The sequence below is a fragment of the Dyadobacter endophyticus genome (assembly GCF_014641595.1).
Lineage (GTDB): Bacteria > Bacteroidota > Bacteroidia > Cytophagales > Spirosomataceae > Dyadobacter > Dyadobacter endophyticus.
In genome coordinates this window covers 164,368-184,753 of the sequence record NZ_BMIA01000004.1, presented here as the reverse complement: position 1 = coordinate 184,753, position 20,386 = coordinate 164,368, and the positions used below count along the sequence as shown (strand labels likewise).

Here is a 20,386-nt window from a genome sequence, read left to right as displayed (position 1 = left end):
TCAAAAACGGAGGTTAGTAGCCCGCATTCTGCTTCAAAGTCCCACCCGACGCCTGGATTTCGCTTTGCGGGATCGGCTGCCAGTAGTTTTTGTCATGGAACTTCCGCCCTTCCAATGCGATGATCTTTACATATTCGATCGAACCGTCGGTCTTCTTTTCAGGCCGTACGCCGTAGGCCGGCACGTTTTCGGTGATATTGGCGATTTTCCAACGGCGGACGTCGAAGAAACGGTGCTCTTCGAATGCCAGCTCCACGCGGCGCTCGTTGCGGATGCGCTCGCGCATAGCCGCCTGTGTGAGGCCGGCGGGCAAGTCGGGCATGCCCACGCGCTTACGGAGCATGTTAATGGCGCTGTAAACCGAAGCATCCGGACCAGCAGCTTCGTTGCGGGCCTCTGCGTAGTTTAGCAGGATTTCGCCATAACGAATGTATTTCCAGGGCTGAGTGGCCGTCTGGTTGGCATTGCGGATCGGGCTTTGGTCATTAATGAATTTGTTAACATAATAGCCCGTCTTGGTGGTATTCCAGTTTTCGTTACCGTCCTTGCTATCCTGCCCGCCGGGCACAAATGTCTCCACTTTGCGCTCGCGGTAAGCAGCGCCATTATACAAAACGGTCATTGTTAAACGCGGGTCGCGGTTTTTGTAGGGGTCTTTCGGATTATAGCCCGATTTCGGGTCTGTGATTTTCGTACCGTCCATCATTTCATAATCGTCCACCAGATTCTGCAAAGGCGTATTGCCAGCCCAGCCTCCGTAGCCGTTCGGGCCGTTCACGAGTTCGAGGTTGGTATGCTCGTTGGTAGGTGAATAGAGGCGGATGAAAATGTCTTCCGAAGTATTATTGGTGATAAAAAGCTTGCGGTAATCATTGTAGAGCGAGAACGCATTCTTGTCCATCACCACTTTCGCAGCGTCTGCTGCTTTCTGCCATTTCGCCGCGTCGTTCTGGTCGTTGTTATATAGCGGGCTGGCTGCGTAAAGCAGCAGCCTAGCTTTCAATGCCAACGCCGCATTCTCGGAACCACGACCGGGTATTACGGTCGATCCGGCCAGCCCCGCAGCAGCCGCGTCCAGCTCGGCAACGGTATAGGTAAGGCTTTCTTCGATGCTTTTGCGCTGGTAGAGTTCGGTGTAATCCCGGTCTTCCAATGAATACACCTTGTCTCCGATGATCGGAATGCCTCCGAAGTTACGGATCAAGTCATGATAGCGATAGGCGCGGATAAAGCGCAGTTCGGCTTTCAAACGTTTTTTACCCGCCTCGCTCATAGGCACCTTGTCAAGGTTCGCCAGGCCGTAGTTGCATTCGCGGATACTGCGGTAGCCGCGTGTCCAGGTGTTGGAAATCCAACCGGTGCGGTCGGGAGCGGCATTGCCCTGCTGCACGAAATAGGTATCGTTATCAAAATTACAGATCGACTCGTCGGTGACGGAGCTCATCCAGGCATCCTCAAACCCACGCCCGAAACCCGGCTTGTCGCCTTCGGTCGAAAGCTGCACGCCTACGTAACGGCCTACTACATACGCATCCGCGAGCGCAGAGTCGGCGAAGATAGCCTGGTCGGAAATAATGTCGGTCGGTTTGGTATCCAGGAACGCGTCGTCGCAGGCGGTAAGGCACGCAGTGACGCCGGTCAGCAAGCTAAGTATCAGTTTATTCAATCTCATGTCTTTGTCAGTTTAGAATGTCACGTTCACGCCCACGTTGTAGATTTTCTGCTGCGGATAGAAGAATGCATTGCCATTGTCCCCTTCCGGATCGAAATCCTTCACTTTGGTGAATGTGAGCAGGTTAAATCCGTTGGTGTAGATCCGCAAACCACCCAGCCCGATCCTCGAAATGATTTTCTGCGGCACATTGTAAGCCAGTTCCACGTTTTTCAGGCGCAGGAAAGCGGTATTCTGAAACCAGAAAGTGTTTTTATAACTCCCATTCACACCCGTGCCCGTGCGCGAGTCTATGCGTGGCGAGTTGCCGTTCGTGTTGGTAGGGCTCCAAGCATCTTGGGCACGCGATTGCATCACACTGCTGAATTCGCCCGCTTCCACCACCACATATTGCGCCACACGCGCCTGGCCTTGGAGGAGTACATTCAACGTAAGGTTTTTCCAGCCACCGCCCAAATTCACGCCATAGGTGATCTGCGGCACATTGCTGAACTGCGAACGGATGCGGTCGGCTGCGTCGATCTTGCCGTCTCCATTGTAATCTTCGTATTTGAGGTCGCCCATGCCCGCTCCCGAAACGTGCGGGTAGGCGTCGAGTTCCTGCTGGGTTTTGAACACGCCTATGGCACGATACATGAGGTCGGCATTGGGATTACCGAGGTCCGAGCCAAGCGGCATGCCGGTGGCGCGTTGGTAATCGAGCGTGTTGGGGGCTTCGTCGATGAAAATCACCTCGCTTTTGGCAAATGCAAAGTTACCGCCAATCGTGTAGTTGAAATTGTTTTTGCTACCCGTATACTGGATCTGCGTTTCCAGACCGCGGTTATGCACCTCGGCAATGTTCTCTTTCGGAATTTGCGCACTGCTGATACCCGTCAGCGCCGGAATGCTCACATTGCGGCTGGCGAGAATGTTCGTGCGGTTTTCGTAAAACAAGTCAAGGTCGAAGGTAAGCTTTTTGAAAAGCGTCGAGTTGAGGCCCACATTATACTTTTTGGCCACCTCCCAGGTGATATTCGGATTGGCAAGCAGTGAATACTGAATGAGCGGCACGTTGTTGGCATTGTTGCCGGTCGAGAATGCGCCGTTGCGTACCTGGAAGTTGTCGCGGAACTGGTTGGGATTCACGCGGTCGTTGCCCAGCTCTCCATACGACGCCCTGATTTTAAGATCATTGACTGCTCCGCCGGTCCGGAACCAGGGTTCTTGCGAAACCCGCCAGCCCAATGAAATGCCTGGAAAAAATCCGTAGCGGTTGCCCGGAGGAAACACGGAAGAGCCGTCGTACCGCAACTGAATTTCAGCCAGATACCGGCCCATGTAGTTGTAGTTCACCCGCCCGAACACATTCCGGCGCGATTTCCGGTAGCTGCTTCCGCTGTTGCCGAAATCCACCGGCTGCGCTCCGCCCTGGCTCAGATCAGGCAATTGCGTAGTGATAAAGTTGTTACGCGACGCGCTGAAAAACTCCTGAGTCTCGCGGCTCTGCTCATAGGCGATGAACGACGACAATCCGTGATCGCCGAAGTTTTTGGTATAATTCAACTTGATATTGCCTGTCAGCAACGCCCGGTTGGTCTGGCTTTCGTACATCTGTGCCTGCGCGGGGCCGCCCAGCACGGTGCTGTATTGCTGGGTGGTTTTGTTGTATTGATAAACGATCCAGTTGGTTTTCATCTCCTTGGTGAATGCAAAACTCTGGTCGGCGGAAAAGAAGCCATCCACCGACAAACCATCGATCGGCAATTGATAACTAGCTCTGAGAATGCCGTTCGAAACCGTGGTAGGGCTGTTGTTTGTACCGGCCAGCGTCGCCATCGCGATCGGGTTCTTACCTTGTTCCACGCCAGCGCCCAGTTTGCCATCGGGATACCTGGCAGGCAATGTGGGATAGGTTCTGTACAAAAACTCAAACACATTACTCGCACCGAAACCCGCAATGTAGCTGCGGTTCTCCCGCCGGGTCGCCAGCTGGATACCGAAGCTCAACTTGTCGTTTACATTGACATTCACATTCGAACGGACGCTGTACTGGCGGTATTTGTTCACGCCGTCGCGGTAAAGGCCGTCCTGATACAACGTCCCCGCCGACACGAAGTAATTGATCTTCTCGGTACCGCCCGAAACGGACAGGTTATGCTGGTTCTGCTTCGCAACGGGCTTCATCAGTTCCTTTACCCAGTTGGTATTGGGGTAATTGATCGGGTCCGAACCGTCGCGGAACTTCTGGATTTCGGCGTCGCTGTACCGTTGGTTCATCCCGCCCGACGGGTTGCGGTAATAGTCGATCGTATTCAGGATTCCCGCATACGTAGGCGCATCCACGAACTTGGGCAGGCGCGTAGGCTGCACAAATCCCTGGTTGAAGGAATAGTCGAACCGTGGCTTTCCGGAAACACCTTTTTTGGTAGTAATCAAAATGACCCCGTTCGCAGCCTGCGCACCGTAAATGGCGGCCGAGGCATCTTTCAGTACAGAAATGCTTTCGATATCGTTCGGATTGAGGCGGTCGAGCCCTCCTATTGCATTGGCGATCCCGTCTATTACGATAAGCGGGTTGCTGTCGCCCGTAGTGGCCCGGCCGCGGATCAATATGCTCGAACCATCCGAACCCGGCTCACCCGAGCGGTTGTTGGCGATCAGACCCGGCAAACGGCCGGCGAATGAGTTCGAAATGTTCGCTTGCGGGCTGCGGGTGATTTCAGAGCCCTGCACGGTCGCTACCGAACCGGTAATATTCTTTTTAGATTGTGTACCATAACCTACCACCACCACCTCTTCCAGCGACTTCGAATCTACTTTCAAAGTCACATCCACCACCGCCAGCGCGCCCAGGGTGACTTCCTGGGACAGGTAGCCGACGAACGAAAATATCAAAACAGGAGGCCCGGCACTGGATTTATCATCAGGAATGTCGAGTGCGTAGGCACCTTCCTCATTGGTAACCGTACCGCGCTGCGTGCCTTTCAGCACCACGCTCACGCCGGGGAGTTTATCGCCCTTGTCGTCGATGACGGTACCGGTAAGCCGGATGTCCGCAGCGCTCGCCGTGCCGATAGTTTGCGTTTCAACGGGAGCAAGCGGATCCTGCAAAAACGACACTTTGCGACTGCGTTTGAGGATAATCTGGCCATCGCCGGGCTGGTATTCGATCTGCAAAGGAATGAGGAGCCGGTCGAGCACCGTCGAAAGTTTCTCATTGCTGGCGTTCAGGCTTACTTTGGTACGCACGGGGATAATGCTGCGGCTGTACGCGAAACGAACGCCGGCCAGGTTCTCCAACCGGTCCAGAGCCGTGCCTAGCGAGATATTTTCAGCCTGAATGCTCACGTTCTTAGCGAGCAGGTCCTGCGCATTGATATCCCTCGCATAACCGCCCGCTGCAATCATTCCGATCAGGAAAAGCTGTAAAATGGATAACCGCATAATATGGTATGCCGTCTTGCTTTTTAGGAAAAAATACATAAGTTTGAAATGGTTAATATGAACAATAGGAAGCCTTGCATCACCGGCCAGTGATGTTCCATCAAGGTCTTCGTTCAGGATCAGGGGTGCTTCCATCACTCCTGATTTTCTTTTTGAAGCGGGTATTATTTGGGCTGGTTGAATAGAATCATAGGGCGGAAATTAGGTGTCTGTTATGTTGGCTATTGACTGGGTTCTCTGCTATTCCGAAGCGGCACATCCTTCGCCGCGGATCACGATTTCATCATTTTGCATCGCATAGCGCGCGTCCACGATCTGCATCGTCATATCGAGTATTTCCGAAAGCCTGTTTTCATCGAACGTCGCTTTCACGCGGCAGTTTTCAAGGTTAGGGTTTTCGAGACGGATCTTGACGTCGAATTTATCTTCAAGCCTTTTCACTACTTCCCCCAGCTTCGCATCGGTGAAAGTAAGGGAAACGGGTTGCCACAACGGTGCTTTTCCGGCCACTTCGGGCACTTCCCCGCTGCGAAGCTCTCCCGAAGCGACTTTGAAGACCGCCTGCTGATGCGGGAGCAGCATTACCTCCCTGCCTTTGTCGGCCGTCACGGAAACTTTACCGGTTACGACGGAAACTTCATATTCTGCCTCTCCTTTGTTGGCGCGCACATTGAAACTCGTACCGAGCACTTTCACCTGCACCGATTCGCCGTGCACGAAGAACGGCCGCGACGGATCGTGGGTTACCTCAAAAAACGCCTCGCCTTCGAGCGAAACCTCGCGGGAATCTTCCTTGAAATCTTCTTTGGCGTAGGTAAGGCGCGTACCGGGGTTCAGCCACGCTTCGCTGCCGTCGGGGAAAATATGCTTGCGTACCTGACGCGTTTTGTTCACAATAGCAACCGTATTCGAGCCGAATTTGAATGCGGATTTATTTTGGGACAAAACATACCAGGTTGTAATGCCGCCGATCAACAGCACGATCGCCGCCGCATAATTCATGAACACCCGAAGGCGTCGAAGCCGCAATGGCAGCACCTGTGCTTCGCCGCGCGACGCTTCGCCGGGCGACGCCTCGCCGGGCGACTGCCTGCGGATTTCGTCCTGTACCTTACCCAGATGCCGGAGCTGGTCGAACGCGGCCTCGGCACCGGTTTCCTCCGATAGCGACGCGTACCATTCGTCGACCAAAAACACTTCTTCCGGCGTGCATTGCCCGTCGGTATAGCGCTTCAACAACTCGGACGAGATATCCCTTTTATTCATAAAATATGAGTAATGACCTTTTATTTCAGTTCCCTATAAACAGGACGCAAGGCAGGCAGGCATCCCTAGTGTGTTTTGAAGAAATTTTATAACAAATACTATTTGAATCCTTATTACTTTTGAACGAAGTTGAAGAATGCACCCAATGAGTAACGCTTACCGCGATAGTGACGACCTCGAATTATGGCAGCTTGCAAAGGTTTCGGACGATTCGCTGGCCTTTGCCGAGCTACACCGCAGGTATTCGTCCCGGCTTTACGCCCTCGCGGTGAGGAAAACCGGCAACATTGAAGTCTCCGAAGATCTTGTTCAGGATCTTTTTGTGCATTTATGGCTGCAACGTGCGGGCATCGCCATTGAAAAAGCATTCAATCTCTACCTTTTTTCCGCACTTAAAAACCGCATTATTTCCTATTTGCGCAAGCAGATCGCACAGCATACCGTGTCGCTGAACGACATCGACCTGGAAACGCTTTCGTCACAATCGGCCAATCTGGTGCAGGAATGGCTATCGCTGAAAGAAGTGCAGGAAATCTACTCCCGCGAGCTCGCGAACCTTCCCGAGAAGAGCAAGCACGTATTCGAAATGAGCCGTAGCGGCGTTCCCAACAAGGAAATCGCACAAATGCTTGACCTTTCCGAAAAGACCGTCGAGTTTCACATCAGCAAATGCCTGCGCGTGCTGCGGGCCAAATTCGGCTATGTGGTGAATGTGCTGGTGTGGGTGCTAATGTCATCCTGAGCACAGTACCAACGCTTCGACCGCCCGGCACGCATTTTGCACGTATATAGGCAAACCATCCGCTTGCCATGCCTGAATTCGCCGATTGGAGAAAAATCCTCATGCACGACCATCCCTTTACTTTCCTACTGGAAGTGGTGGTCAGGACCATCATTATGTTCGTAATCATCCTCGTTGCGCTTCGTGCTTCGGGAAAGCGGGGGATCAAACAACTGTCTGTTTTCGAGCTGGTGCTTATTATCGGCCTGGGCTCGGCGGCGGGCGATCCGATGTTTTATGAAGATGTGGGTATTTTGCCCGCGCTCGTAGTTTTCCTGGTGGTGATTACACTCTACATCATCGTCACAAGGCTTTCGGACCGCTTCGTAAAGGTTGAAAAAATTCTGGAAGGCGAGCCGCTCTACGTGATCCGCGACGGCAAATTGCTTCTGGACGCATTCCGCGACTCGGGGCTCTCGCAAGATGAATTCTTCGCCGCGCTCCGGCTGAGCCATGTGGAGCACCTCGGCCAGGTACGGACCGTGCTCATCGAAACATCCGGCGAATTCAGCATCCTCTTTTACGCCGATGACGAGGTCAGGTACGGCCTGCCCATCTTCCCCGACGAGCTTAAACGCAAGTTCGCCGGCAACAAAAACTGCGATTACATTGCCTGTGCTAAATGCGGCAGCGTGCGCAATGGCAGGGAAATCACCACGCTCCCAACCTGCCCCGAATGCGACACGCACGAATGGATAGAGGCCTCGAATGCGAAACGGATTGGGTGAGGTTCGTGACGGCCGACGGTCGACCGTCACGAATCTCACCTGTACTTCGCCAGCACAGCGGCATGCAGCTTATGACCCAGCCCGGGCGCGTCGGGTACACGGATGAAGCCATTTTCGAACCGCTCGGCGGGCGATAGCAGCTCCGCACGCCACGGGACTTCGCCATAGGCATATTCAAGAATAGAAAAGTTGGGAATTGAGGCGCAGACCTGTACGCTGGCGGCCGTGGAAACCGGGCCGCTGGGATTATGCGGCGCGATAGCGATATTCCCCGCCGTTTCCGCTAATGCCGCAATGAAACGCAGCTCCTGAATGCCTCCGCAATGCTTCACATCAGGCATGATCACATCGAGCGCACGCGTGGCGATCAGTTCCGCAAAGCCCTGGCGGCCAAAAATGGACTCGCCACCTGCCGATGGCTGTTGTGTGGCATCGGTAATGGCGCGCGTTTCGACCGGGAATTTCTGCGGATCGACGGGCTCCTCGAACCAGTATAAATGGGACTTTTCCAAACGTTTGGCCGTAGAAATAGCCAGTTCCTGGTTCAAATGGCTATGTACGTCGATCAGCAGATCGGTATCCGGGCCAATGGTCTTCCTTACAGCCTCGATGCAGCTTATCGCATAGTCGATATCAGCGGCAATTTGGGTTTCAGTCGCGTTTTTCAAAGGCTTCATATCGTCGAAAGGTGCTAGCTTCACGGCTTTGAAACCGCTTTTCAATGCATTTTCAGCATTAGCCTCGAATGCACTGATCAGCCGGCGGCCATTGGCGTCCCGTTCATTGGTAGCCCGGTTGATATTGGCATACACCTTCAACGCATCGCGCAGCTTACCGCCCAGCAACTCGTAAACAGGCACGCCGAGCGCCTTTCCTTTCAAATCCCACAAAGCATGTTCGATAGCACTGAATGCCGTAATGGCAATCTTGCCCCGCTCAAATGCCTTCTGAAAACCACGCTGCCGGTACTGCTCCACCGCGAAGGGCGATTCCCCTTTCACAAGTTGAAACAGACTGTTCAGCTCCGCCCGTAATTGCCCGCCACCATCCTTCACCGCAGCCGAAAACCCATGCGAAGCCTCGCCAAGCCCCGTAATGCCCTTGTTGGTCAGCAGCTCGATAAAATGCCAATTCCCGCGCTGGTTCACTTTGACTTCATGAACGCGGATGTCCGTAATGAGGAGCTTCGCATCCCGCGCAGGAAAATCCTGCGCAAGCAAAGGCAGCGAAGCCATGTTTTGAAGAAACCGACGACGTAGCATCATGGTATCACCTCCTTTACAGGCCGCTTGTACTGCCCCTTCTCATCCACCGGACGGGCATCGGCGTAGTCGGGATTGACGTAGCCAGTCGCCTTTTCCTGCTTGCTCAGCTCGCCGAGCAGCTGTTTCTTTAACTTTTCGCCGCCTGCCGATTGGTACAGGTTGGTGGTCTCATTCGGATCTTTGGACAGATCGTACAGCTCCGACCAACCCTCTTCGCCCGGGTACTGGATCAGCTTGCCGGTTTCGGTGCGGATAGCCTTGATGGTGGGCGTATTGAAAGGTGTTTCGTAGAAATATTCATACAGAAATGAAGTCCGCCAGTCTTTGGCCTTCTCTTCAATGAGTGGTACCCAGCTCTTGCCCTGGAACGACGCCGGGGCCTGAATACCCGCCAGATCAAGCAAAGTCGGCGCGTTGTCGAGGTTCAGAACGATCTTATCGATCTTCTTGCCTTTGGGAAAACGGGCCGGGTAACGTACCAGCAACGGAATGCGGATCGACTCTTCATAGGCCGCGCGTTTATCGCCGAGGCCGTGCTCGCCGAAGAAAAACCCGTTGTCGCTGGAAAATATCACGACGGTGTTCTCGTCGAGTTTCAGCGAATCGAGCGTGCGCAATACACGGCCGACATTTTCATCCACGCCCTTGATCGCGCCGAAGTAGTTACGGATCTTCTGTTCGTTGTTTTCGGTCCATGACTTACCGGTGTTGGTATTCTGGGCTGCATTCTGTCCGCCGTTGCCGTTTTGACGGCGCGGGGTTTCGATCTGGCCTTTGTATGGCGAATCGAGATTTTCGGTGGCAGGTTTCGTGAGTTTTACATCCGCGAAAGTGTCTTTATGCCGTATCGGCGGCTGGAATGGGCCGTGTCCCGATTTAAATGCGAGCGTTACGAGGAATGTCTCGCCCTTATGCTGGCGGATGTAGTCAATGGCATTTGTCGTAGAAACATCGTCCACCCAGCCTGTGCTCGGCTCAGGTTTTCCGTTGATTTCGATCGGGCAATCAAAATACTGGCCCTGGCCTACGAAACTGGCCGAATATTCGAACCCAGGGCGTTTGCCGGTTTCCTTACCCATATGCCATTTCCCGAAAAAGGCGGTGCGGTAACCAGCCTTGTGCAGTTCCGTAGCATAAGTGACGGTCGTGTCAGTCAATCCTGTATGGTTATTGGCAATGCCATTCAAGTGATTATAGCGCCCGTTGAGCATCGTCGAACGGCTGGGCGAGCACAGGGAATTGATCACAAATGCATTCCTGAACCGCACACCCTCGCTGGCGAGGCGGTCGAGGTTGGGCGTCGTGAACCACGGGAACCGCGCCTTATCGCCCTGCTCTTTCTGGACCACGCTCAGTGCATCAAAACGCTGGTCGTCGGTATAGATGAGGATGATGTTGGGCCGGGCCTGACGTGGCCCGGCCACCGGTTTTTCCTGCTGCGCAACGGCGAAACTGCCTGTCAGGAGCAGGAGGTTGGTAAGAAATGTTTTCATCAGTTCTCAGGAGCAATAGGTAGTGGTAAATAATCTCTGTTTAAAATCATCCATTCCTGCAAGCGGGTTTTCAAATCCTGCTCGACCTTGGCTACTTCCGCTCTGCCCGACAGGTTGTTGGTTTCATCGGGATCGGCCTGTAAATCGTAAACTTCGAACATCTTGCGACGGTCGGCGAAGAGCAGTTTATCGTACTTCTCGTCCAGTTTGCCTTCTGCGTGCTGCTCTTTTAATTCCAGCCAGAACGGCTGTCCCGCAAAATCGACCGGATGGTACGGAATCTGCCAGATCGCATTGTAGATCAGCTTGTATCTTTTGTTAAAAATCGTCCTACCCAAATCGAAATTGGAAGAGTTCGTAGGCAATCCCTGTCCATGCGCACCGCGAACGGCAAAGATGTACTCGTGGCCTCCCTGCTGCGGATCGGCGAATGCGGGCGTGAGGCTTTTACCGGTGATTTCTTTCGGAATAGGTACACCTGCAACAGTGAGGAACGTAGGTGCAATATCAATGCCCGAAACAAGCGCATCGCTTACCTGCCCACCCTTGATCAACTTCGGATGGCGGATAATCAGCGGGACATGAATACCGAGGTCGTATAATGTGCCCTTGCCTCGCAGCAATGCACCGCCATTATCGCCGATGAACACAACGAGCGTATTTTCTTCCAGCCCCCGCTTTTTCAAATCCTCCAAAACACGGCCCACGTCGCTATCAAGCCGCTGAATTTCGCCGAGATACGACGCAAAGTCAGCCCGGACGCCTTTCGTATCCGGCCAATGGCCCGGTAATGTGAGGGATTGCGGATCGGGTTCAAAGTTTTTAGCATTGAAAATCCGGTGCGGGTCGCTGTAACCAACCTGCACGAAAAATGGCTTATTCTTCGGTGCCCTGTCGAGGAACTCGGTGTACTGCTGGAAAATGCTGTCACGGTTACCGGTTGCATTCAGGTAGTCGACGCGGTTTTTGAAGGTTTCCAAACCATATTTTTCCAGCACAGCCACCGTTTCGGGTACACGACGGTTGCCGTCGAGGTGGAAGTTCCGACCGAGGATACCGGTGTAATAACCGCCCTTGCGCAACAATTCCGGATAGGCCGTCACCGAGGCGTCCAGCGGGGCCGAGAAGCGGGTCATCTGCACATCGAGCGTGTTACGCCCGGTCATGATCGCCGCCCTCGAGAGCACGCATTGTGGCGCGGGCGTGTAAGCGCGCGTAAAGCGTATACCCTCCTGCGCGAGCCGGTCGATATTCGGCGTCTTGATCTGCGGGTAGCCATAGCTGCTCAGAAACGGCGCGCTATGGTCGTCGGAAACGATGAGGACAATATTGGGGGGCTGGGGCGCTTTCTTCTTCTGAGCGTGGGTAGGCCCGAATATCATGGTAAGAAGCAAAGAGGCAACGATTACTTTTTTGATCATATTTCTATTTATTTATCGAAACTTCTACATAATACGGCCCCGTCACCCCTCCCTGCCCTTCAAACCACGACTCCACGAGGTAATCCCCTTTTTTTAACCACACTTTATTGATCGGAACAGCATTGCTATGTCCTTTCGCAACGGCGCTCCGCTGCACATGGCCTACCCGCACGAGGCTTCTTGTGCCTTTGGCGATGGGCGCGGTGTGAATGGAGCGAAGGTTGTAATAACCGTCCTGCGCAATGGTGATATTCCAGTAGCCCGTCGCTTTGTCGGAGAGCCAGGCGCCCATATTGGTTCCGTTGGCGTCCTGACGCGTGAGGATGGACACCGGTTCGTGAGGCGAGCCTACGATCACGTGTCTGGGTGTCAGATTGGGACTGTTTGAAATATCGGTAAAGACGCTGTCCAATCCTTTTTTCAATTGCCTGGCCAACGCGGGTTGCGACTGCACGAGGTTGTTTTGCTCAAAAGGATCTTTTTCCAGGTCAAACAATCCGAACGTGTCCAGGTCGTCGCCGTCCGCATTGGATGCTACGAGTTTGTAATTGTTTTGGTAAAAAGCCGCATTGCGGTAGGGTTCCGGCCAACCGCGGTTCCAGGAGTTGTAAAAAGTGCGCGAAGCCGCCGGCTTGCCCTGAATGGTCTTTAACGCAGAGCGACCGTCCGTTTTAATGCTGGCCGGCAAAGGTATTTTCGCGGCTTCCAGCAAAGTGGGTACCACGTCGATATGTGCCAGTAATGCATTTACATCCTTATTCTGCTCAAAAAGTCCTGCACCCGAAATCAGGAACGGCACCCGCGTACCGCCTTCCCAGGTGCTGCCTTTCAATCCGCGGAAGCCGGTATTGAAGCGCAGTTGCTGATTTCCATTGTCAGTCAGGAAGATGACGATCGTGTTTTCTTCGAGACCTTGTTTTTTAAGTTCTGCGAGAATGCGGCCCACATTGTCGTCGATATTGGTCGCCATGCCGTACACTTTGCGGGCTGCTGCCTTGTCGTTGTCGGTCATTTTCGCCCACGCCTTGCCTTCCTGCCGGTCGGTTTCGGTGTCGAATGCCAGGTCCTTGTACATATTCTCATACTTTTTCGGCAATTGGAGCGGGGTATGCGGGGCATTGTAGGAGACGTAGAGAAAGAACGGCGCAGCCTTCTTTTCTTTCAGGAATTCCAAGGCCTGATCGGTGAAAACATCCGTGCAATAACCCTGTCGCTGTACTTTCCGGTTATTTTCCGAAAGGGCCGTATTAAAGTAGCTGCTGTCGGTGCGGATGAAGTTCTCGTAGAAATCGCCGGGCTGCCCCACGCCGCCACCGCCGTGAACGAGGCTGTACTGAAAGCCCTGGTCGGATGGGCGGAACGGATAGTTATCGCCCAAATGCCACTTACCGACAATGCCTGTTTGGTAACCGTTTCTGGAAAGAATTTCGGGCAAAGTGGTCTCCCCGGCAGCCATTATAGCCCCGCCATTGTAGGTATCGTGCACGCCCGTGCGCTGGTGATAGCGCCCCGTAAGCAGGCTCGCACGCGTTGGAGCGCATACGGGTGAGTTGTGGTAATTGGTCAATCGCGTTGAGCGCGCCGCCAGCTGATCGATATTCGGCGTTTTTACGTGCGGATTTCCCGTGAAGCCGAAATCGCCATAACCCTGGTCGTCCGTCATAATGAGGAGGATGTTGGGTGCCTGACGGCCGACGGCACGTTTCTGAGCATAGACGGCCGACCATCGACCGCCGATCGCCATTATTACCAGGATTAGGATCGTGAGCCGCTTCATTTCGCTTCCTGCTTTTTGGGATAAACCCTATCAATGGCAGCGCCTTCGTCACCCTGCTCTTTCATCCAGCCTTCGAGCTTCGTCCTGAGCCCGGCAATGCGTTGCGCATATTGCGGGTCGGCGGCCAGGTTTTTTAGCTCAAACGGATCTTTTTCAGTATCATAAAATTCCACGGCAGGCCGGTTTTGAAAGCGATCGGTAATCTTTTTGGCATTCGGGTCGGTGATATCGTCCACCCACGAAAACCACACGGTATTGCGGTCTTTGCGGTTACGGTCCATCATGAAGCGGTTGTAATACTGCTTGTCTGGTGTGAGGTTGAGGATCAGCTTGTAACGATGATCGCGGATGCTGCGGATCGGGTACGGATCGCCTTCCGGGATATTGTTATGGATGCCAAATGCATAATTACGCGCCTCTTTGCTTTTACCGGTAATCACCGGCAAAAAGCTCCGGCCGTCGAGACCCGCAACAGGCTTTCCGCCCGCAATGTCGATCAAAGTAGGGGTGATGTCTTCATATTGTACCAATGCCCGGGTTTCCGACGACGGTTTCACTTTTCCCGGCCATTTCACAACCATCGAGCTGCGCTGGCCGGTGTCGTACAGGTTCCATTTTGCCCCGGGGAATTGCGCACCCTGCTCGCCGAGGAAGATCAGGATCGTATTCTTGTCCTGCCCGGTTTGTTTCAGCAATGCATTGATCTCCCCTACCTGATCATCCAGCCTCCGCACTTCGGCGAGGTATTTTACAAATTGCCTGCGTGTAACGGGCGTGTCCACCCAGTTGGCTGGCAATTTCAGCTTCGCGGCATCGAATTCGGTCGTGTCGCCTACCGTCCATGGTGCGTGCGGATTAATGCTCATAACGAACAGGCAATAGGGCTTGTCGCTGGCGGTAATATACTTCTTCACGTCGTCGAGGCGGTAATCGTCGGTGGGCGCCACGCAGTTGGGTTCGAAACCTTCGACAATATCGAACGGAAAAATGCTTTTGGGCTTCGTCACATGATCCTTGCCCGTGAGCCCTACCCGGTAACCAAGGCCTGCCAGGTAATGCCCTACGCTTTTCAGGTTGTCGTACACCGGCTTATGGTTCTGAAACGAGCCGTGCCGCACCGGATACAGCCCCGTGAAAAGCGACGCGCGCGTGGGCACGCACATCGCTTCCGAGGCAATCAGGTTCTGAAATTTCAACCCGTCCTTCGCCAGAGCATCGATATGCGTTGTTTTCAGGTTTTGCCCACCATAGCAGCTCAGTTGCCGGCTATCGAGGTCGTCGGCCATGATAATGACGATGTTTGGTTTTGCGTCGGCCGGCTTTCGACGGCCGACCGCCGCTGTCGACAGCAATATGAAAACGTTGAGAATAATGCAGATTTTGAATGATTCAAGCATATGTTTTGGTGATTGTCCTTCTGATAATACCCTACCACCCCGGATTCTGCTTCCCTTGCAACTTCGGATTGTTATCGATCTCCTGCTGGGGGATCGGGTACAGGTAGTGCTTGGGTTGCGCGTTCGTTTTACCGGCGGCGTGCAAGGATTTAATAAGGTAAGAATCAGGCCCTTCTAATGGTTTATAGCGGATCAGGTCGAACCAGCGCGAGTATTCGAATACAAATTCCAGACGGCGGTCTACGCGCAGCGAATCGCGGAAACGTGCCTGCGACAACCCTGAGGTAAGATCGGCCAGGCCCGCCCGCCGGCGTACTTTGTTGTAGGAAGCATATGCCGCGGCAGTAGGTCCATTCTGCTCGTTTTCGGCCTCGGCGTGGATCAGGAGTACATCCGAGAAACGCAATATGGACACGTTCGCCGCCGATTGCGAAAGGTTACCGGCCTGTGCAGGGTCCCACCATTTGTTGAAATGCGGGTTGGGCTTCGTACCACCTGTTGCAGGATCTTTCACAGTCAGTTTATAGGTCTGCCCATTGGCCGGACTTACAATGGAAGTGATAAAACTTACGTCCCGGCGCTTGTCGTTCGCTGAATAAAGTTCGTAAATGCCGGGCAACGGCTGCTCGGCGAAGTTGCCGTTCAGACCCGGGATGCCCGTGGGCGCTTCCCGCATGGCCTGGTTGTTGCCGTGCGAATCTGCATTGGATTCGAACTGGGCCGAGAAAATATGCTCTATACCGTTTTTATGAGCGGGCAAAAAAGCATGCGCATAGTCAGCGAACAACCCGTAGCCGAACGGCCCGTCGATTACTTCTTTCGATTTCTGGATCGCATTGGGATAATCGTAGCGCGTCAGGTACACCTTCGCCAGTAACGACCGCGCCGCGCCGCCGGTAGCACGCCCGGCATCTCCCGCACTGTATTTCGCACCCGATTTGGCGAATGGCTCATTGGGCAGCCCTTCGGCATCCTTCAAATCCTGGATAATCTGCTGATAAACCTGCTCCACAGGTGTGCGCTCCACGTACAGGTCGGCCGGGCTGAGTGAAGTGGTTTCATGCAAAATCAGCGGCACATCGCCATACAGGCGCACAAGGTTGAAGTAAAACAATGCACGCAAGAACTTCGCTTCCAGCACAAGGCGGCTACGCAACGTTTCGTCCATCGCAATTTGGGGGATTTTGTCAATGGCGATGTTCGCACGGTTGACCGCGTCGTAATGCTGCTGCCAGATCTCGCGCACGCGTTGGCCCGTGGACGAATGCGAGAGCACCGATTGTGAGCGCACATCCGCATTGGTCGCGCCCGGGCCCGGCTGCACATCGTCGCTCATCATGTCCATACCTGTCGAAAAAAGGATGTGGTAGGGCGTTTGCCCACTAGAATTGAGGCGGAAATATATCGCGCTGACGCCGGCGAGGGCATCGGCCTGGGTTTTGAAAAACTGGTCGGAAGAAACGAACGATTTCGGTGATTCTTCCAGGTCCACGCAGCCGCCCAGCAATGCAGATAATGCTGCGGCCAGCAGGCTTTTTTGTATTTGATAACTGAATTTTCTCATGGTTGTTTTCCTAAAATCTTCTGATCAGAATGTGAGCGTCAAACCGCCCAGAAAGGTTTTGCTGGCAGGGTAAACCCCGTTGTCGACGCCTTGTGTGAGCGTGGCCTGCTCGTTGCGACTCACTTCGGGATCGTAGCCCGTGTATTTCGTCCAGGTTACCCAGTTTTGCGCGGTGACGTAAAAGCGCAATTGACTGATCCCTAACTTGCCCGTAATCGAAGCCGGCAGCGAATAACCCAGGCTCAGGTTTTTCAGCCGCAAGTACGACCCGTTTTCAATATAGCGGTCGGAGACGGTCACGGCCGGGTTTTCGATGGCCCGGTGGATCACATTGCTCGGGTTAGTGGGCGTCCAGCGGTCGAGCATGGTGGTGGAGCCATTAATGTAGCCTGTACCGAGTTCGAGGTTGGCCTGATTGGCATTGTATACCTTGTTGCCCGACTGCCCTTGCAGCAGCACATTCAGGTCGAAATTTTTGTAGGAGAAATTATTGGTTAATCCAAAAATAAACCTCGGCTGTGCATTGCCTACTATCACACGGTCGTAAGCCTGGGTGATGGTACCGTCGGGCGTCCCGTTCGCGCCGCTCACATCCACATACCGCTGGCTACCGGCCTTGTCGTTCGCATTAAACTTAGGCAGGTTCGCGATATCGTCGCCGGACTGGAATATGCCGTTGGTTTTCAATACTAAAAAAGAACCTAGCGGATAGCCCACCTGCGCGATAGACACGCCGGAAATCACCGAGCTCACACCGGGGCCAAGGCTTAGCACTTTGTTACGGTTGGTAGAAAAAACAAAATCTGTCGTCCAGCCAAGTGCGCCTTCGGAATTCACGGTATTGATCGACAGCTCGATCCCCTTGTTCTCCACGCTTCCGTAATTCTGGAATGCATTGGGATAACCGCTTGTGTAAGGCAGCGGCACGTCGAGCAGCAGGTCGGTCGTTTTCTTGTAATAGGCATCCAGCGTTACATTCACGCGGTTTTTGAATAAACCCAAATCGATACCGGCATCATATTGTGCGGTCTGCTCCCAGCCGAGGTTGGGGTTGGCAATGCCGTTCGGCGCATAACCCGCCACGAGTTTCCGGCCGAACAAATAGCTGTAATACGCTTCCTGTGCGAGCGACGTGTAGGGTGCAATCTCCTGGTTGCCCGTCACACCTCCGCTCACACGAAATTTCAGGTTACTGATTTCCTGCACATTACGCATAAAATCCTCCCGACCCAGGTTCCACGAGAATGCAGCCGAAGGAAAGAAGCCCCATTTTTTGTCCTTACCAAGCCTCGAAGAGCCATCCGCCCGGGCGGTGAGCGTGAGGTTGTATTTGCTACGGAAAGTATAGTTCACCCGGCCCAGGTACGAAAGCAACGTCCATTTGAAATAATTGGACGAGGCATTCTGGAAAGTGGTACCGCCGCCGAGGTTGTGGTAGCTGAAATCGTCGCTCACGAAAGTAGCACCGCGGGCTATGGTGTTTTCGGTGGTGGATGCCTGCTGGGTGATGCCCACCACGGCATCGAGGGCGTGGTCTTCGCTGAAAGCTTTATTGTAGCTCAATGTGTTCTCGTTCAGCCAGCCGATGGTGTTCTTATTCCCTACAATGCCCTGGCCGTTAAGCCCGCTGCCCTCCTGCAAGGTAGATGGCAGGTAGCGGTTTTGTTTATTGAGCAGAATGTCTGTACCGAGCGAAACCTTGGCTTTGAGGCCGTCGGCGATCTGGTACTCGCCATAAGCGTTGCCGAAGCCGCGGAAAATGTGGGTTTCGTTCACTTGCAGGAATAGCGTCGCAATAGGGTTGGCCAGCGGGGTGTCGTAAATGCTTCTTAATGTAAAGCCGTTAGCACTGGTAGGGTCATAAACAGGCATGGTCGGCGGCATTTGCAGCAGGTTGGGCACCACGTTTTCCGGTGCTACCTGGGCCGACGACTTGCTGCCCGTAAAATTGAAACCGATCTTAAAACGCTTCGTCATATCGCGGTCGATATTGATCCGGAAAGAGTAGCGCTCGAAGTCTGTATTGTGCAATATCCCATTCTGTTTAAAATAGTTACCCGACAATGCGAAGCGGGTCTTCTCATCCCCTCCCGAAAACGAAAGGCTGTGGTTCTGGATGGACGCCTGGCGGAATGCCTCGTCCTGCCAGTCGGTACCGACGCCCGGCCTCCCCAGGCTATCGATTTCCGTCTGACTGAACGCGGGTGCCTTTTTGGAGTCGGCCATCGCGTCGTTTTTTAGTAGCGCCCATTGCTGCGCATTCAGCAACGAAAGCCTGTTCAATACTTTCTGAACGCCATAGTAGCCGTCGTAGGTGATCACATTCTTGCCCTGCTTCCCTTTTTTGGTGGTAATAATCACCACGCCGTTCGCACCGCGCGAGCCGTAAATGGCTGTGGCGGAAGCGTCTTTGAGAATGTCGATGGATTCGATATCGCTGGGGTTCAGGGTAGATAATGCGTTGATAGTGGGGCCGTTGGTAACGCCCGCATCGGCATAGCTATTGTTGTTGTAAACCGGGAATCCATCGATGACATACAGCGGTTCGTTCGCGCCGTTGATGGAGTTGCCGCCGCGGATCTTGATGCTCACTGAGCTTCCCGGCTGCCCCGACGATTGCGTGACCTGCACACCCGCCGCACGCCCCTGCAAGGCGCGGTCGAGCGAACTGATGGGTACACCTTTGAGATCGCCCGTAGAAATGGATGATACAGAGCCGGTTAAATCACCCTTTTTCTGCGTTCCGTACCCGATTACAACCACCTGATCGAGCACATTGGCTGTTTTCAGCACCACATCAATGGGCGCGGTCGAGAGTTCATAGACTTCGACGTCCTGTTGCTCGTAGCCGGTAAGGTTAATTTGCAACGTAAAGGGAAACTCTTTGCCAGCTGCGATTTCAAATGTCCCGTCCGGGTCCGTTACGGCATATTTGGAAGTGCCTTTCTGGACGACCGTAGCTCCCGGCAGCGACTGGCCGATATGGTCTTTCACAAGACCCTTCACGGTTTCTTGTGCGGAGGCCAGCGTGGCGGCCAGCATCAGCATTGTAAACAATAAAATTCGCTTCATGTATGACGATCAGGTGAGTAAGAAATGGGTAACGCTTATAGGTAAACGCAAGCTGCTATAACACTCCCCACAGACAGAAGCATTATAGCAGCAGGTCGAAATTAAAATACTATTGGGTGAGAATGCGGCAGTTAAAGCGGAGCGATTTCGGGTTCGTCGAGCAGCACTTCCTGGCGGGAGCGAATGCGTTCAACGAGTGAGTCATAATGCAGCAGGCCCGAAGCTTCCACTACGAGGACCCCCACAAACTCGCGCCCTCGCCCGATGATGTTCAATCGCTGGATTCTGACCCCTTTGACCGATTCTACCAATGAAGTGATATGGTGTACACTGAGCGTCTCCGGATATGTGAGTTTGAGTTGATAGGTTTTCATGCGCCTCGTATTTAGTCGTTTCTGAATTTTATTAATCTATTAATTTTATAGATTTAATATACAAATATAATAAATCAAAAATCATAGCCTGCTTATTTCCCCAAAGATCTGATATGATACCACTAGAACCCCGGACTTAAGTCCGGGGCA

General features: G+C 53.5%; 13 protein-coding genes. 2 read left to right on the top strand and 11 right to left on the bottom strand.

What is annotated here, in order from left to right; translation table 11 throughout:
- Positions 1–13 precede the first annotated feature (13 nt).
- From IEY24_RS25365 to IEY24_RS25355, 3 genes are all read right to left on the bottom strand, one after another.
- Complete coding sequence (locus tag IEY24_RS25365; RefSeq protein WP_188937664.1) at positions 14–1,672, bottom strand: RagB/SusD family nutrient uptake outer membrane protein; 1,659 nt, start codon at positions 1,670–1,672, stop codon at positions 14–16.
- 12 nt (positions 1,673–1,684) lie between these two features.
- Positions 1,685–5,233, bottom strand: a complete 3,549-nt coding sequence (locus IEY24_RS25360; protein WP_229223129.1) for a TonB-dependent receptor — start codon at positions 5,231–5,233, stop codon at positions 1,685–1,687.
- A 105-nt stretch (positions 5,234–5,338) separates the two neighbouring features.
- Complete coding sequence (locus IEY24_RS25355) at positions 5,339–6,364, bottom strand: FecR family protein (RefSeq protein WP_188937662.1); 1,026 nt, start codon at positions 6,362–6,364, stop codon at positions 5,339–5,341.
- Between the two features lie 145 nt (positions 6,365–6,509).
- On the opposite strand from IEY24_RS25355, the gene IEY24_RS25350 reads away from it, so the two are divergent.
- Positions 6,510–7,106, top strand: a complete 597-nt coding sequence (locus IEY24_RS25350) for an RNA polymerase sigma-70 factor (protein ID WP_188937660.1) — start codon at positions 6,510–6,512, stop codon at positions 7,104–7,106.
- A 68-nt stretch (positions 7,107–7,174) separates the two neighbouring features.
- Positions 7,175–7,873 carry a DUF421 domain-containing protein gene (locus IEY24_RS25345; protein WP_188937658.1) on the top strand — a complete coding sequence of 233 codons (699 nt, stop codon included), beginning with the start codon at positions 7,175–7,177 and terminating at the stop codon, positions 7,871–7,873.
- Positions 7,874–7,908: 35 nt separating this feature from the next.
- Here IEY24_RS25345 and IEY24_RS25340 read toward each other — a convergent pair whose 3' ends face one another.
- From IEY24_RS25340 to IEY24_RS25305, 8 genes are all read right to left on the bottom strand, one after another.
- Positions 7,909–9,108 carry a mandelate racemase/muconate lactonizing enzyme family protein gene (locus IEY24_RS25340; protein WP_188937655.1) on the bottom strand — a complete coding sequence of 400 codons (1,200 nt, stop codon included), beginning with the start codon at positions 9,106–9,108 and terminating at the stop codon, positions 7,909–7,911.
- Positions 9,109–9,134: 26 nt separating this feature from the next.
- On the bottom strand, positions 9,135–10,631 hold the full coding sequence (locus IEY24_RS25335) for a sulfatase family protein (protein WP_188937653.1): 1,497 nt from the start codon (positions 10,629–10,631) through the stop codon (positions 9,135–9,137).
- Complete coding sequence (locus IEY24_RS25330; RefSeq protein WP_188937651.1) at positions 10,631–12,052, bottom strand: sulfatase family protein; 1,422 nt, start codon at positions 12,050–12,052, stop codon at positions 10,631–10,633. The genes IEY24_RS25335 and IEY24_RS25330 overlap by 1 nt, the downstream gene beginning before the upstream one ends.
- A 4-nt stretch (positions 12,053–12,056) precedes the next feature.
- Positions 12,057–13,829, bottom strand: a complete 1,773-nt coding sequence (locus IEY24_RS25325; RefSeq protein WP_188937648.1) for an arylsulfatase — start codon at positions 13,827–13,829, stop codon at positions 12,057–12,059.
- Complete coding sequence (locus tag IEY24_RS25320) at positions 13,826–15,226, bottom strand: sulfatase family protein (RefSeq protein ID WP_229223127.1); 1,401 nt, start codon at positions 15,224–15,226, stop codon at positions 13,826–13,828. Before IEY24_RS25320 ends, IEY24_RS25325 begins: the two co-directional genes overlap by 4 nt.
- A gap of 31 nt (positions 15,227–15,257) precedes the next feature.
- Positions 15,258–16,790 carry a RagB/SusD family nutrient uptake outer membrane protein gene (locus IEY24_RS25315; RefSeq protein ID WP_188937645.1) on the bottom strand — a complete coding sequence of 511 codons (1,533 nt, stop codon included), beginning with the start codon at positions 16,788–16,790 and terminating at the stop codon, positions 15,258–15,260.
- A gap of 24 nt (positions 16,791–16,814) precedes the next feature.
- Positions 16,815–19,862: a SusC/RagA family TonB-linked outer membrane protein gene (locus tag IEY24_RS25310; RefSeq protein ID WP_188937644.1), complete on the bottom strand. Its 3,048-nt coding sequence runs from the start codon at positions 19,860–19,862 to the stop codon at positions 16,815–16,817.
- A gap of 131 nt (positions 19,863–19,993) precedes the next feature.
- On the bottom strand, positions 19,994–20,236 hold the full coding sequence (locus IEY24_RS25305) for a hypothetical protein (protein ID WP_019940967.1): 243 nt from the start codon (positions 20,234–20,236) through the stop codon (positions 19,994–19,996).
- Positions 20,237–20,386: the final 150 nt, after the last annotated feature.